Below are 12,948 nucleotides of genomic sequence, written 5' to 3'. Positions count from 1 at the left end.
CCACGGGGGACGACCCTGCGTGAGCGGGGCGGAGTGCGTGACCCGGTAGCCTGGAACGGCAAGCGCGGGTGGGATGTGATCCTCTTTCGATCCGGAGCAGAACACTCCGGTGCGCACCAAGTCTAGCAGAGAGCAGCACGTGGATACGATTCCGGGCGACCAGGCCGACCAGCGGAGCGATCGGGGCGACGATCCCCACGAGGACGCCCGGCACCAGCGGTGGGAAGAGCAGGAGCGCGCCGCCCAGGCCGCCACCCGCGACATCGCCGACGTGCCGGCGGTCGAGGTCATCACGACCGCGGCCGTGCACCTGATGAGCGCCGCCGCCGTGAAGGTGGGCCTCGCCGACTCCCCCGAGACGCAGACCGACCTCGACGAGGCGCGCAAGCTCATCAACGCCCTCGCGGGGCTGATCACCGCCGGCGCCCCCGAGATCAGCGACATGCACGCCCGCTCGCTGCGCGACGGCCTGCGCTCGCTCCAGCTCGCCTTCCGGGAGACCTCGACGATCCCCGATCCGATCGGCAAGGGCCCGGGCGAGAAGTACACCGGTCCTGTCACCTGACCGGCATCTCCTCCCCCGAGCTGCGCCGCCGTCAGGCCCGGAGCCGGCCCCTCAGGAACTGCGGCGCAGCTTGACGGTCAGCGAGTCGGCGAGCACGGCGATCCGGTCGTCGGCCGCCCACCGCTGCGCGAGACGCGCGAGCACGGCGTCCAGCGCCTGCCGCTCCAGCCCGTCCATCAGCTCCAGCATGACGACGAGCTCGGGGCCGCGCAGCCGCGCGTCGGGATCACCCGCGGCGACGGCCACGTCGATCACGGCCAGCTCCGACGCCACGCTCTCCTGCAGGGCGGAGAAGACCTCGGGTGAGAGGAAGCTCGGCTCCCACGGCAGACCCTGGGCGATCGCCCACACCGCCGGACGGCGCACCACGAACTCGGTCGCGGCCGTCGGGTCCAGCACGATCAGGTCGGTGTCCTCCGCCGACGCGGACAGCGCCACGCGCACCGCGTCGACCGGGATCGGTCGCGCCGCGGCGTCCCACGACGCCATCGTCGAGACCGACGAGAAGACCGGCTGCACGCGGCGTCCGTCGGGGGCGGCGACCGTCACGATCGACAGCTCCTGCGTCTTGTCGACCGCCAGCCCGCTCGGGGCGACGCCCTCCTCGCCCTTCTCCGCGATCAGAGGGATCAGCACGCGCGCACCGCGGAGCGCATCGATCACCTCGACCTGACTGCCCTCGCCCGCACGGAAGCGCTGCAGGGCCGCGAGGAGCGCGGGATCGGCGGATCCGTCGTCGCCGGAGTGCGGGTTGTCCTCGAAGCGGCGCCCCGCCCACGGGACACCGGCCGAATCGCCCGCCGGGTGGCTGGCGTCGTCAGCCTGCGGCGACATCCAGCGCCTCGGCGAGCGTGAACGCCCCCGCGTAGAGGGCCTTGCCGACGATCGCACCCTCGACGCCGAGCGGGACGAGCGCGCGCAGCGCGGCGATGTCGTCGAGGCTCGAGACGCCGCCCGAGGCGACCACCGGCTTCGGGGTGCGGGCCACCATCTCGCGGAGGAGTTCGATGTTGGGGCCGCGGAGCGTGCCGTCCTTCGTGACGTCCGTGACGACGTAGCGGCTGCAGCCGGCGTCCTCGAGGCGGTCGAGGACCTCCCACAGATCGCCGCCCTCGCGGGTCCAGCCGCGCGCAGCCAGGGTCGTGCCGCGCACGTCGAGTCCCACGGCGATCGCGTCTCCGTAGCGGCCGATGACGTCGGCGGCCCACTCGGGGTTCTCCAGCGCGGCGGTGCCGAGGTTGATGCGGGTCGCCCCGGACTCCAGTGCGGCCTCGAGGGTGGCGTCGTCGCGGATGCCGCCGGACAGCTCCACCTGCACCCCGCGCAGCTGCTTGATGACCTTGCGCAGCACGGGAGTGTTGCTGCCGCGACCGAACGCCGCATCCAGGTCGACGAGGTGCACCCACTGCGCGCCCTGGTGGGCCCACTGCAGGGCCGCGTCGACGGGGTCGCCGTAGCTCGTCTCGGTGCCCGCCTCGCCCTGGGTCAGGCGGACCGCCTTGCCGTCGGCGACGTCGACGGCCGGGAGGAGGATCAGTTCAGGGGTGGACGCGAAATCGTTCATGGCTCCGGATGGTTCGTCGGGGCGCACGTCTTGCGCGCACGCACAAGGAGAGAGATTAGCCCCGCGGCAGCGATTCGACCCAATTCGCGAGGAGGCGGATACCCGCGGCTCCGCTCTTCTCCGGGTGGAACTGCGTCGCCGAGAGCGGTCCGTTCTCCACCGCCGCCAGGAACGGCGCTCCGTAATCGCACCAGGTCACCGCCGGCTCACGGAAGGGCCGCATGACCTCGAGGGACCAGTGCTGGACGCCGTAGGAGTGCACGAAGTAGAAGCGCTCGTCCTCGATCCCGCGGAAGAGGGTCGACCCCTCCCCCGGCCGCACGGTGTTCCATCCCATGTGAGGAAGCACCGGAGCGTCGAGCTCGAGCACGACCCCGGGCCATTGACCGAGGCCCTCGGTCGCATCGCCGCGTTCGACGCCCTGGTCGAAGAGGACCTGCATGCCCACGCAGATGCCGAGCACGGGCAGTCCGCCCGCCAGGCGGCGCTCGATCGCCTCGTCTCCGCGACTGGCGCGGAGCGCCTCCATCACGGCGCGGAAGGCACCCACCCCGGGCACGAGCAGTCCGGCCGCGTCCTGGATGAGCCCGCGGTCGGAGGTGAGCCGCGCGTCGGCGCCCGCCGCCACGAGCGCCTTGACGGCGGAGTGGACGTTGCCCGAACCGTAGTCGAGCACCGCGACCAGGGGCGCGTCGGTCACAGGGCGCCCTTCGTGCTCGGGATGCCGCGCACCAGCGGGTCGAGGCTCTTCGCCTGCCGGAACGCGCGCGCGAGCGCCTTGTACTCCGCCTCGGCGATGTGGTGCGGGTCGCGACCGCCCAGCACGGTGACGTGCATCGTCAGCCCGCCGTTGAAGGCGATCGCCTCGAATGTGTGCCGCACGAGCGACCCGGTGAAGTGGCCGCCGATGAGGTGGTGCTCGAAGCCCGCCGGTTCGCCGGCGTGCACCAGGTAGGGTCGGCCGCTGATGTCGACGACCGCCTGCGCGAGCGCCTCGTCGAGGGGGACCAGGGCGTCGCCGTAGCGGGAGATCCCCGCCTTATCGCCCAGCGCCTGGCGGATCGCCTGACCCAGGACGATCGACACGTCCTCGACCGTGTGGTGCGCGTCGATGTCGGTGTCGCCGGAGGCGCGCACCGTGAGGTCGGTCAGGGAGTGCTTGGCGAACGCCGTCAGAAGGTGGTCGAAGAAGGGCACCGTCGTGTCGATGTGGCTCGTGCCGGTGCCGTCGAGGTCGAGCTCGAGCTCGACGGTGGACTCGCTCGTCGCGCGACGCAGCGTCGCCGTACGGGGGGTGCTCATGGCCCGATTCTACCGAGCGCCGCCCTCGGGACCGGCCACGGTGCCGCCCCCGCGGTTGGGGGTGCTCTCAGAGCGCCGCCAGGGCCTCGAGGAAGGCCGTCGACTCCTCCTCGGTGCCGGCGGTGACCCGCAGGCTGTGCGGGATGCCGACGTCGCGGATCAGCACGCCGCGATCGTAGAGGCCCTGCCAGGTCGCCCCCGGGTCGTCGACGCCCGAGAAGAGGACGAAGTTCGTCCAGCTCTCGAACGGCGTGTACCCGAGCGCGTCGAGCGTCGCCGAGATCCGATCGCGCTGGGCGACGATCTCGTCGACCATGCCGAGCATCGTGGGGGCGTGCCGGAGGGCGGCCGTGGCGGCAGCCTGCGTGAGCGCGCTCAGGTGATACGGCAGCCGCACCAGACGCAGGGCGTCGATGACGCCGGGATCCGCCGCGAGGTAGCCCACGCGCGCCCCCGCGAAGGCGAAGGCCTTGCTCATCGTCCGCGAGACGACCAGCCGCTCGCGGCCCGGCAGCAGCGTGAGGGCGGACCTCTCCTCGCGCGGCGCGAACTCCTGGTAGGCCTCGTCCACGATCACGACGCCGCGGGCGGCCTCGTACACCGACTCGATGACCTCCAGCGACAGGGGCGTGCCGGTCGGGTTGTTGGGGGCGCAGAGGAACACGACGTCGGGGTCGGCGTCCGCGATCTGCGATGCCGCCGACTCCGGCGACACCGTGTAGTCGGGCTCTCGCGTGCCCGAGACGTACTCGGCACCCGTGGCACGCGTCAGCAGGGGGTACATCGAGTAGGTCGGCCCGAAGCCGAACGCACAACGTCCCGGCCCCGCGAACGCCTGCAGCAGGTGCTGCAGCACCTCGTTCGACCCGTTGGCGGCCCAGATCTGGTCACGTTCGAGGCCGTGTCCGAGGTAGTCGGCGAACCCCTCGCGCAGCGCGGTGAACTCCCGATCGGGGTACCGGTTGACCTCGCGCAGAGCGAGGGCGATGCCGTCGAGGATATCGTCCGCGACCTCCTCGGGGACGGGGTGCGTGTTCTCGTTGACGTTGAGCGCCACCGGAAGGGGCGCCTGCGGAGCGCCGTACGGCGTCAGTCCGCGCAGATCCTCGCGCAGGGGCAGGTCCTCGAGACGGACGCGGCCGTCGATGGGTGAACTCACGCCTCCATGCTAGGACCGCTCACTCCTGCGTCGCGTACTCCGCGGGGATCGAGAGCTCCTGGCCGGCGTCGAGCTGTGCGGTGCCGAGGGCGTTCAGACGGACGATCGCGTCGACCACGTCGCGGGGGTCGGCCGCCGGTGCGACCTCCTGGGCGATGGACCACAGGCTGTCGCCTGGAAGGACGGTCACGGTCGCGAACTCGGGCGACGCCGCCTCGCGGTCGGCGGACGCGAGGGCGGCGCCCCCGGAGACGATCGCGATGCCCAGCGCGGCGACCGCCGGCAGGGCTGCGAGGAAAGCGACCACGCGCCGACCGCGCGTCGTCAGGCGCAGGCGGGTCGCCGGAGTCAGCGCGGATGCTGCGGCGATGTCGATGGTGGTCATGATTCCTCCCGGGGATCCGAGTTCGGAGTTCGGAACTTCGCACCCGACTCTCGGCCGGGAGGGCCGGGTGCGAAGTTCTCTTCCGAATCTATCTTCGATACAAGTATGGTGTCAAGGGCATCCGACATCGCAGATGAATCGAACGCGACACGCGATCGCCTCACGCTCGGCTGCGACGAGACCGGATACGGTTTCGATATCTAGACCCCATCACCCACCTCCGACATTCGAAGGCGCTGACCTTCCGGAGGACTCGAGAGGAGCGCGGCCATGGACGAGATCCGGTCGGCCAGGGACAAGCCCCAGACCCGTCGACGCAAGTCGCTCAGCGACAAGCAGCTGGCGATCCTCGAGGTCATCCAGCGATCGATCGCGCGTCACGGCTATCCGCCGAGCATGCGCGAGATCGGCGACGCCGTCGGACTCAAGTCGCTCTCCAGCGTCACGCACCAGCTCAACCAGCTCGAGCTCAGCGGCTACCTGCGCCGCGACCCCGGCAAGACCCGCGCGATGGAGGTGCTGATCGACCTGCCCGGCAGCGCCGCCGAGAACCCCGCAGACGAGGCGCCCGCGGTCGGCGACGCCGCGATGGTCCCCCTGGTCGGGCGCATCGCCGCCGGCGTCCCCATCACCGCAGACCAGCAGGTCGAGGAGATCTTCCCCCTCCCCCGTCAGCTCGTCGGCAAGGGCGACCTGTTCATGCTCCGGGTGAGCGGCGAGTCGATGATCGACGCGGCGATCTGCGACGGCGACTGGGTGGTCGTGCGCTCGCAGCCCGTCGCCGACAACGGCGACATCGTCGCGGCGATGCTCGACGGCGAGGCGACCGTCAAGACCTTCCGCCAGCGCGACGGGCACACCTGGCTGCTCCCCCGCAACACGGCCTTCGAGCCGATCCTCGGCGACGACGCCGTCGTCCTCGGCAAGGTCGTCGCCGTCCTGCGCGCGGTCTGACCGGGCCGGGCTCGGGCACGCGCCGCCCCGGCGGCGTCAGCTCAGCGCCGCCACCTTCGCGCGGACGCGCTCGGTCGCGGCGACCACATTGCGCAGCGACTCCACGGTCTCGTCGTAGCCACGCGTCTTCAGACCGCAGTCGGGGTTGACCCACACCTGCCGCAGCGGCAGCGCATCGGCCGCCCGCTCCAGCAGCTCGGCGACCTCGTCGACGGAGGGCACGCGGGGGGCGTGGATGTCGTAGACCCCCGGACCGACGCCATGGGAGAACCCCGCCGCGGCGATGTCGTCGATCACCTCCCCGCGGCTGCGCGCCGCCTCGATCGAGGTCACATCGGCATCGAGGGCCGCGATCGCATCGATCACGACGTCGAACTCCGAGTAGCAGAGATGCGTGTGCACCTGCGTGCGCGCTGCCGCCCCGCCCGTCGCGAGCCGGAAGGCAGCCACCGACCACGCCAGGTACGACGGCTGCTGCGCCGCCTTCAGGGGCAGGAGCTCGCGGAGGGCGGGCTCGTCGACCTGGATGATGCGGATCCCCGCATCCTCGAGATCGGCGATCTCGTCGCGCAGCGCCAGCGCGACCTGGTCGGCCGTCTCCGCGAGGGGCTGGTCGTCGCGGACGAACGACCAGGCCAAGATCGTCACCGGCCCCGTCAGCATGCCCTTCATGGGACGGGCGGTCAGGGACTGGGCGAAGCTCGACCATCCCACGGTGATCGGTGCCGGCCGCGAGACGTCGCCCCACAGGATCGAGGGTCGCGTGGCGCGCGATCCGTACGACTGGACCCAGCCGTTGCGGGTGACCGCGAAGCCCTGGAGGTGCTCGGCGAAGTACTGCACCATGTCGTTGCGCTCCGCCTCTCCGTGCACGAGGACGTCGAGGCCGAGGTCCTCCTGCAGCTCCACGACGCGGGAGATCTCGTCCCGCAGGTAGCTCTCGTAGGCGGACGTGCCGAGCTCCCCACGCCCGTGGCGGGCGCGCGCCCGGCGGATCTCCGCGGTCTGCGGGAACGAGCCGATCGTCGTCGTCGGAAGCAGCGGCAGCCCGAGATCCTGCTGCGCCGCGGCCCGCTCCGCGTCGGAGGGCCGGGCGAGGTCGCCGGGCGACAGTCGGCCAAGGCGCGTCCGCACCTGTCCGTCGCGCACGCCCGGCGCCTCCCGGCGATCTGCCAGTGCGGCGTCGGCGTCGGCGATGTCGGCGGCGATCGCCTCCGCACCGAGCGTCAGGCCCCGGCCGAGCGTCGCCGCCTGCGCGGTCTTCTGGTCGGCGAACGCCAGCCAGGATCGCAGGCGCGGCGCCAGGTCCGGCTCGTCGGCGACGTCGTGCGGCACGTGCTGCAGCGACGTCGAGGTGCCTGCCGCCACCTGGCGCGCACCGAGCGAGCGCAGCTCCAGCAGCCGCTCCCACGCCGCGCGGAGGTCGCCTCGCCAGATGTTCCGCCCGTCGACGACACCGCCGACGAGGACCTTCTCGGCCAGGCCCGGCACCGGTGCGGGAACCGGGCCGCGATGCAGATCGAGGGCGAGGGCCTCGATCGGCGCGGCTGCCAGCGCGGCCCACGCCTCGTCGGACAGCGACGCGTAACCGGCGGCGACGAGCACACGCGGGCGGGAAGGGGCCGCACCCAGCGCCTCGTAGGCGCGCTCGGCGGCGCGGGCGAGCTCGGCGTCGGACGATCCCAGCGCCTGGCTCACCAGAGCGTGCTCGTCCAGCTGCACCCACTCCGCACCGGCCTCGGCGAGGCCGGCGAGGATCTCCGCGTAGACGGGGAGGAGGTCGTCCAGCCGGTCCAGCGGCCGGAACCCCTCCGGCGCATCGGAGGACGGCTTGGCGAGGGCGAGGAAGGTCACCGGGCCCACGAGCACCGGCCGGGTGACGAACCCGGCGCTCCGGGCCTCGCGCACCTGCGCCGCGAACCGGTCGCCGGACGGGGAGAAGACCGTCTCGGGGCCGATCTCGGGCACGAGGTAGTGGTAGTTGGTGTCGAACCACTTGGTCATCTCCAACGGCGGTCGCTCGTCGTCGCCCCGGGCGATCGCGAAGTATGCGGCCAGCGGAATGCTGCCGTCGCGCTCGCGGAGGGCCTCGAACCGGTGCGGGATCGCTCCGACCGCGACGGCGAGATCGAGCACCTGGTCGTAGTACGAGAAGGACTCGGGGATCGACGAGTCGCCGGCGCCGAGGCCCAGCTCCACCAGGCGCGCCCGCGTCCGTCCGCGCAGCTCGGCCGCGGCAGCCTCGAGGTCCGGTTCGGAGAGACGACCCGCCCAGTGCGCCTCGACGGCCTGCTTGAGCTCGCGGCGGCGGCCGATGCGCGGGTAGCCGAGGATCGTGGCGGCGGGGAACGTCATGCGGGGGTCTCCTGTCGGTCGTCGAGGATGCCGGCCTCACGGAGGACCGTCAGCACCGTCTGGTGGTTGTTGAACGCGTAGAGGTGCACGCCCGGCGCGCCGCCCTCGATCACGGCGCGTGCCAGCGCAGCGGCGTGCGCGATCCCGATCGCGCGCTGCTCCTCGGCCGAGGTGGCGGCGTCGAGCGCATCGGCGAACGCGGCCGGGCGCGCCTCGCCGGTGAGCTCGAGCACGCGGGCGAGCCTCCCGGGCGAGGTCAGCGGCATGAGGCCCGGCAGGATCGGGATGTGCACGCCTGCGCGGCGGGCACGCGCGACGAAGCCGAGGTAGTCGTCGGCCTCGAAGAACAGCTGGGTGATGGCGAGGGTCGCCCCCGCCGCCTGCTTCGCCAGGAGCGCGTCGATGTGCTCGTGCGGATGCCGCGACCGCGGGTGCCCGTTGGGGAAGGCGGCGACGGAGATCTGCACGCGCTCGCGGGGCGCGACCGTGGCAGCGCCCGGCAGCCCCGGCACGTCCGCCTCGCTGTAGGGCGCACGCTCGGCCTGGACGCGGTCGATCAGCTGCACGAGCTGGGCGGCGCTCTCGAGGTCGCCGAGGAAGGCGTCTCCCTCCTGCGCCCCGGCGGGCGGATCGCCACGAAGGGCGAGGAAGCGCGTGATGCCCGCGTCGAGGAACTCGCGGATGAGGGCTCCCGCGTCGGCGTACGTGCTTCCGACGCAGGTCAGGTGCGCGAGCGGCGGCACCGCGGTCTCGCGGAGGATGTGCGTGAGGACCTCGAGGGACCGTCCTCCCGTGGAGCCGCCCGCTCCGAAGGTCACCGAGATGAACTGGGGCCGGGCTTCTGCCAGACGCCGGATGGTCTCGTGCAGCGCCGGCATGCCGGCGGCGGTCCGGGGCGGGTAGACCTCGAAGGAGATCGGCACGGAAGGCGATGCAGACGCCTCGACGGCATTCGACATGACAGCTCTCGGTTCAGGCAGGCGGTGGATCAGGGGGCCGGTCGGCCGCGGCCGCACGCGGGTGCGGTCTGCGGGCGGGTGCCGGGCTCGGCTGTCGCTCCTGCCCGGAGCCGCAGGGGGTGCGGTGGTCCGAGCCGTCCGTCCCCGTGAGGTTCCGGATCGTTGGCACCACTCTAGGACGCGGGAGCACGGCCGCTCGATCTGTGACGTCCTGTTTCACCGTCGCCCGGCACCGCTCGGCGTAGCGTGGGAGACATGGTCGTCACCCTTCCCTACGGATCCTGGCCCTCCCCCCTCTCCGCCTCGGCTGCGGCGGCATCCGCTCCCCGCTTCGAGGGCGCCGCCTTCGTGAGCGACGAGGTCTGGTGGGGCGAGTCGATCGCCGCGGAGGGCGGCCGCACGGCCGTGCGCCGTCGTTCGGGTGCCGGAGAGGTGGCCGATGTGCTCCCCGCTCCGTGGAACGCGCGCTCCCGGGTGCACGAGTACGGCGGCGGCGCGTGGACTGCGGACCCCGGCGGCCGGCTCTTCTTCGTCGAGAAGGCGGACCAGCGCATCTGGGCGCTTCAGCCCGGGGCGGAGCCGGTGCCGCTCACCTCCGACGCCGGCGACGTGCGCTACGGCGGATTGCGCTGGCAGGCGGGCACTCTGCTGGCGGTGCGCGAGGAGCACGCAGAGGCGGGGGCATCCACGCCGCGCCGATCGATCGTCTCGGTGTCGCCGGAGGGCCAGGTCAGGGAACTCGCGGCAGGCAGCGACTTCGTGGCCCAGCCCGCGCTGTCGCCGGACGGCCGCCACCTCGCCTGGATCGCGTGGAACCATCCCGACATGCCCTGGGATCGCACCGAGCTGCGGGTGGGACGGATCGGCGACGGCGCCGTCGCCGAGTGGACCGTCGTCTCGTCGGGCGCCACCGCCGCGCTGCAGCCCGAGTGGGAGGACGAGCGGACGCTGCTCTACGTGGACGACCCCTCGGGCCGCTGGAACGTCTTCCGCGTCACGCTCGGGAGCGACCCGGTGGTCGTCTCCGCGGCGCCCGCGGATACGGGCGGTCCCCTCTGGGTGCTCGGATCCCGCTGGTACGCGCCCGTGGGCGACGGCCGGCTGGTCGCGCTGCGCACGCAGGGTTCGGACGAGGCGGTCGTGCTGGACGCCGACGGCACCGCACACGCCCTGGACGTTCCGGTGCGCAGTCGTGCGCTGATCGAGGACGCGGCACGCGGCCACGTGCTCATCTCCGGGAGCGCCCCGGGCGTGACGGGGATCTGGTCGGTCGACGTGGCGTCGGGCGCGGTCGAGCTCGTGCGTGGGGGCGGCTTCGAGGGCGGGACACACTGGCTTCCCGACGGCCGCGCGGTGACCTTCGCCGGGCCCCACGGCCCGGTGCACGCGTTCGACTTCCCGCCCACCCATCCGGACGCCGTCGCCCCTGACGGCGAGCTCCCCCCGTACCTGGTCTGGGTCCACGGCGGCCCCACGGCACACGTCGGCGGGGTCGCCGACGCGAAGATCGCGTACTTCACCAGTCGCGGTATCGGGGTGCTCGACGTCAACTACGGCGGTTCCACGGGCTACGGCCGGGACTACCGCGAGCGCCTGCGGGGCCAGTGGGGCGTGGTCGACGTCGACGATGTCGTGGCCGCAGCGTCGGGCCTCGTCGCCGAGGGCGGCGCCGATCCCGCCCGCCTCGCGATCGAAGGCGGGTCCGCGGGCGGATGGACGGTGCTGGCCGCGCTGGTGGCCAGCGACGTGTTCGCCGCAGGGGTCTCGCGGTACGGCGTCGGGGACGCGCGCGCCCTCGCCGCCGACACGCACGATTTCGAGGCGCGCTATCTGGACGGGCTCATCGGTCCCCTGCCGGAGGCCGAGGAGCTGTACCTCCAGCGCTCCCCTCTCGGACGCGCCGACCGGTTCCGTGCGCCGCTGCTCCTTCTCCAGGGCGCGGAGGACGCCGTCGTCCCGCCGGCGCAGTCCGAGGCCATCCGCAGTGCCCTCGCCTCCCGCGGTGTGCCGCACGCGTACGTGCTGTACGAGGGCGAGGGGCACGGGTTCCGCCGGGCCGAGACGATCGTGCACGCGCTGGAGACCGAGCTGGCCTTCCTCGGCCGGGTCTTCGGCTTCGAGACCCCCGACGTGCCGGCGATCGACCTCGACTGACCTCGGCGGTCAGGCGAGGGCGTAGGGCGCGAGCTCTGCCGCGAGCCGCGGGTTGACGTGGGCGTGGACCGAGGTGCCGCCCTCCTCGTGCGAGGTCGAGACGATGTGGCCCGACTCGTGCACGGCGTTGACGAGGTCGCCGCGGTCGTACGGCACGAGGGCGCGCACCTCCACGGCCGGAAGCGGAAGCGCCGCCTCGATCGCCTCGCGCAGCTCCGCGATCCCCTCGCCCGTCCGCGACGACGCGAACATCGCCTCCGGCTCGAGCCCCCGCAGCACCAGACGCGTGTCGGGGTCGACGAGATCCGCCTTGTTGAAGACGACGATCTCACGCGCCGAGCGCGCGCCGACGTCCGCCATCACATCGCGGACCGTCGCCAGCTGTGCGGCCGGATCCGGATGCGAGCCGTCCACGACATGGACGATCACGTCGGCGTCGGCGACCTCCTCGAGCGTGGAACGGAACGCCTCCACCAGCTGGTGGGGGAGGTTGCGGACGAATCCGACCGTGTCGGTGAGCGTGTAGACGCGGCCGTCGGCCGCCTGCGCGCGGCGGACCGTGGCGTCCAGCGTGGCGAACAGGGCGTTCTCGACGAGCACGCCGGCGCTGGTCAGCCGGTTGAGCAGGCTGGACTTGCCGGCGTTGGTGTAGCCGGCGATGGCCACCGACGGGATCGTGTGCCGTTTGCGCTCGGCGCGCTTCGCCTCGCGGGCGGGCGCGAAGTCGCGGATCTGACGGCGCAGCTGCGCCATGCGGGTGCGGATGCGGCGGCGGTCGAGTTCGATCTTCGTCTCACCGGGTCCGCGCGATCCCATGCCGGCGCCGCCGGCGCCGACCTGTCCACCGGCCTGACGGGACATCGACTCGCCCCAGCCTCGGAGGCGGGGCAGCAGGTACTCGAGCTGAGCGAGCTCGACCTGCGCCTTGCCCTCCCGGCTCTTGGCGTGCTGGCTGAAGATGTCCAGGATCACCGTGGTGCGGTCGATGACCTTCACCTTCACGACGTCCTCCAGCGCGCGACGCTGGCTGGAGGCGAGCTCGGTGTCGGCGATCACCGTGTCGGCGCCGACCGCGGCGACCAGGTCGCGCAGCTCGGCCGCCTTGCCGCGGCCGATGTAGGTCGCCGGGTCCGGGTGCGGGCGCCGCTGCAGCACACCGTCGAGGACCACCGCGCCGGCGGTCTCGGCGAGCGCGGCGAGTTCCCGGAGGGAGTTCTCGGCGTCCTCGTGCGAGCCCTGCGCGTACACGCCGACGAGCACCACGTTCTCGAGTCGCAGCTGGCGATACTCGACCTCGGTGACGTCCTCGAGCTCGGTCGACAGGCCGGCGACCCGGCGCAGTGCCGCGCGGTCCTCGCGATCCCACTGGTCGCCGTCCCCGTCGCCGTAGGCCACGGTCGCGGCGTCCTGGAGGGCCTGCGCCGACCCGAGCGCCTGCCCGGATCCGAAGACGCGCACCCCGGACCGCCCGTCGGCGTGTGCGAGCACGCGATCCACCGGGTCCACCGGCGTCTCGTCGGCGCTCTTCGGGGTGGTGGTGTCCGTCATGTG

The 12,948-nt window shown here is 72.7% G+C and carries 12 protein-coding genes; 3 read left to right on the top strand and 9 right to left on the bottom strand.

Annotated elements, in window-relative coordinates:
- Positions 1-139: 139 nt before the first annotated feature.
- Positions 140-565, top strand: a complete 426-nt coding sequence (locus tag ACPWUT_RS05015; protein WP_425841273.1) for a DUF1844 domain-containing protein — start codon at positions 140-142, stop codon at positions 563-565.
- Positions 566-616: 51 nt separating this feature from the next.
- Here ACPWUT_RS05015 and ACPWUT_RS05010 read toward each other — a convergent pair whose 3' ends face one another.
- The 6 genes from ACPWUT_RS05010 to ACPWUT_RS04985 form a co-directional block, all read right to left on the bottom strand.
- On the bottom strand, positions 617-1,399 hold the full coding sequence (locus ACPWUT_RS05010; protein WP_425841270.1) for an SseB family protein: 783 nt from the start codon (positions 1,397-1,399) through the stop codon (positions 617-619).
- Positions 1,383-2,129 (bottom strand): bifunctional 1-(5-phosphoribosyl)-5-((5-phosphoribosylamino)methylideneamino)imidazole-4-carboxamide isomerase/phosphoribosylanthranilate isomerase PriA, encoded by a 747-nt coding sequence (gene priA / locus ACPWUT_RS05005; protein ID WP_284529341.1) that lies wholly within the window; start codon positions 2,127-2,129, stop codon positions 1,383-1,385. The genes ACPWUT_RS05010 and priA overlap by 17 nt, the downstream gene beginning before the upstream one ends.
- Positions 2,130-2,184: 55 nt before the next feature.
- The gene (gene hisH, locus ACPWUT_RS05000) at positions 2,185-2,829 is read right to left on the bottom strand and encodes an imidazole glycerol phosphate synthase subunit HisH (RefSeq protein WP_284529340.1); all 645 of its coding nucleotides are present in this window, start codon (positions 2,827-2,829) and stop codon (positions 2,185-2,187) included.
- The gene (gene hisB / locus ACPWUT_RS04995; RefSeq protein WP_284529338.1) at positions 2,826-3,431 is read right to left on the bottom strand and encodes an imidazoleglycerol-phosphate dehydratase HisB; all 606 of its coding nucleotides are present in this window, start codon (positions 3,429-3,431) and stop codon (positions 2,826-2,828) included. The genes hisH and hisB overlap by 4 nt, the downstream gene beginning before the upstream one ends.
- 67 nt (positions 3,432-3,498) lie before the next feature.
- Entirely contained in the window at positions 3,499-4,590 is a 1,092-nt protein-coding gene (locus tag ACPWUT_RS04990) for a histidinol-phosphate transaminase (protein WP_425841265.1), read from the bottom strand.
- Positions 4,591-4,609: 19 nt separating this feature from the next.
- Entirely contained in the window at positions 4,610-4,975 is a 366-nt protein-coding gene (locus ACPWUT_RS04985) for a LysM peptidoglycan-binding domain-containing protein (RefSeq protein ID WP_425841262.1), read from the bottom strand.
- 270 nt (positions 4,976-5,245) lie between these two features.
- On the opposite strand from ACPWUT_RS04985, the gene lexA reads away from it, so the two are divergent.
- Positions 5,246-5,929, top strand: a complete 684-nt coding sequence (gene lexA, locus ACPWUT_RS04980) for a transcriptional repressor LexA (RefSeq protein ID WP_284529335.1) — start codon at positions 5,246-5,248, stop codon at positions 5,927-5,929.
- A 36-nt stretch (positions 5,930-5,965) separates the two neighbouring features.
- Here the strand turns inward: lexA and metE are convergent, their stop codons facing one another.
- Both metE and ACPWUT_RS04970 read right to left on the bottom strand, forming a co-directional pair.
- A complete protein-coding gene (metE, locus tag ACPWUT_RS04975; protein WP_425841258.1) occupies positions 5,966-8,284 on the bottom strand; it encodes a 5-methyltetrahydropteroyltriglutamate--homocysteine S-methyltransferase in 2,319 nt (772 codons plus the stop codon).
- A complete protein-coding gene (locus ACPWUT_RS04970; RefSeq protein ID WP_284529333.1) occupies positions 8,281-9,243 on the bottom strand; it encodes a methylenetetrahydrofolate reductase in 963 nt (320 codons plus the stop codon). Before ACPWUT_RS04970 ends, metE begins: the two co-directional genes overlap by 4 nt.
- A 255-nt stretch (positions 9,244-9,498) precedes the next feature.
- Between ACPWUT_RS04970 and ACPWUT_RS04965 the strand changes: the two genes are divergently transcribed.
- A complete protein-coding gene (locus tag ACPWUT_RS04965; RefSeq protein ID WP_425841254.1) occupies positions 9,499-11,397 on the top strand; it encodes a S9 family peptidase in 1,899 nt (632 codons plus the stop codon).
- A gap of 9 nt (positions 11,398-11,406) precedes the next feature.
- Here ACPWUT_RS04965 and hflX read toward each other — a convergent pair whose 3' ends face one another.
- On the bottom strand, positions 11,407-12,945 hold the full coding sequence (gene hflX, locus ACPWUT_RS04960) for a GTPase HflX (protein ID WP_284529331.1): 1,539 nt from the start codon (positions 12,943-12,945) through the stop codon (positions 11,407-11,409).
- Positions 12,946-12,948 lie beyond the last annotated feature (3 nt).

This window comes from Microbacterium sp. PA5, assembly GCF_049860775.1.
Classification (GTDB): domain Bacteria; phylum Actinomycetota; class Actinomycetes; order Actinomycetales; family Microbacteriaceae; genus Microbacterium.
The sequence above is the reverse complement of the archived record's forward strand: the minus strand, read 5'-3'. Positions and strand labels throughout refer to the sequence as shown.

What these genes read in the sequence shown, in the direction of transcription:
- ACPWUT_RS04970 (WP_284529333.1), bottom strand. Translation starts at nt 9,243, where the DNA reads ATGTCGAATGCCGTCGAGGCGTCTGCATCGCCTTCCGTGCCGATCTCC.
- ACPWUT_RS05010 (WP_425841270.1), bottom strand. Translation starts at nt 1,399, where the DNA reads ATGTCGCCGCAGGCTGACGACGCCAGCCACCCGGCGGGCGATTCGGCC.
- ACPWUT_RS04965 (WP_425841254.1), top strand. Translation starts at nt 9,499, where the DNA reads ATGGTCGTCACCCTTCCCTACGGATCCTGGCCCTCCCCCCTCTCCGCC.
- lexA (WP_284529335.1), top strand. Translation starts at nt 5,246, where the DNA reads ATGGACGAGATCCGGTCGGCCAGGGACAAGCCCCAGACCCGTCGACGC.
- hflX (WP_284529331.1), bottom strand. Translation starts at nt 12,945, where the DNA reads ATGACGGACACCACCACCCCGAAGAGCGCCGACGAGACGCCGGTGGAC.
- metE (WP_425841258.1), bottom strand. Translation starts at nt 8,284, where the DNA reads ATGACGTTCCCCGCCGCCACGATCCTCGGCTACCCGCGCATCGGCCGC.
- priA (WP_284529341.1), bottom strand. Translation starts at nt 2,129, where the DNA reads ATGAACGATTTCGCGTCCACCCCTGAACTGATCCTCCTCCCGGCCGTC.
- hisB (WP_284529338.1), bottom strand. Translation starts at nt 3,431, where the DNA reads ATGAGCACCCCCCGTACGGCGACGCTGCGTCGCGCGACGAGCGAGTCC.
- ACPWUT_RS04985 (WP_425841262.1), bottom strand. Translation starts at nt 4,975, where the DNA reads ATGACCACCATCGACATCGCCGCAGCATCCGCGCTGACTCCGGCGACC.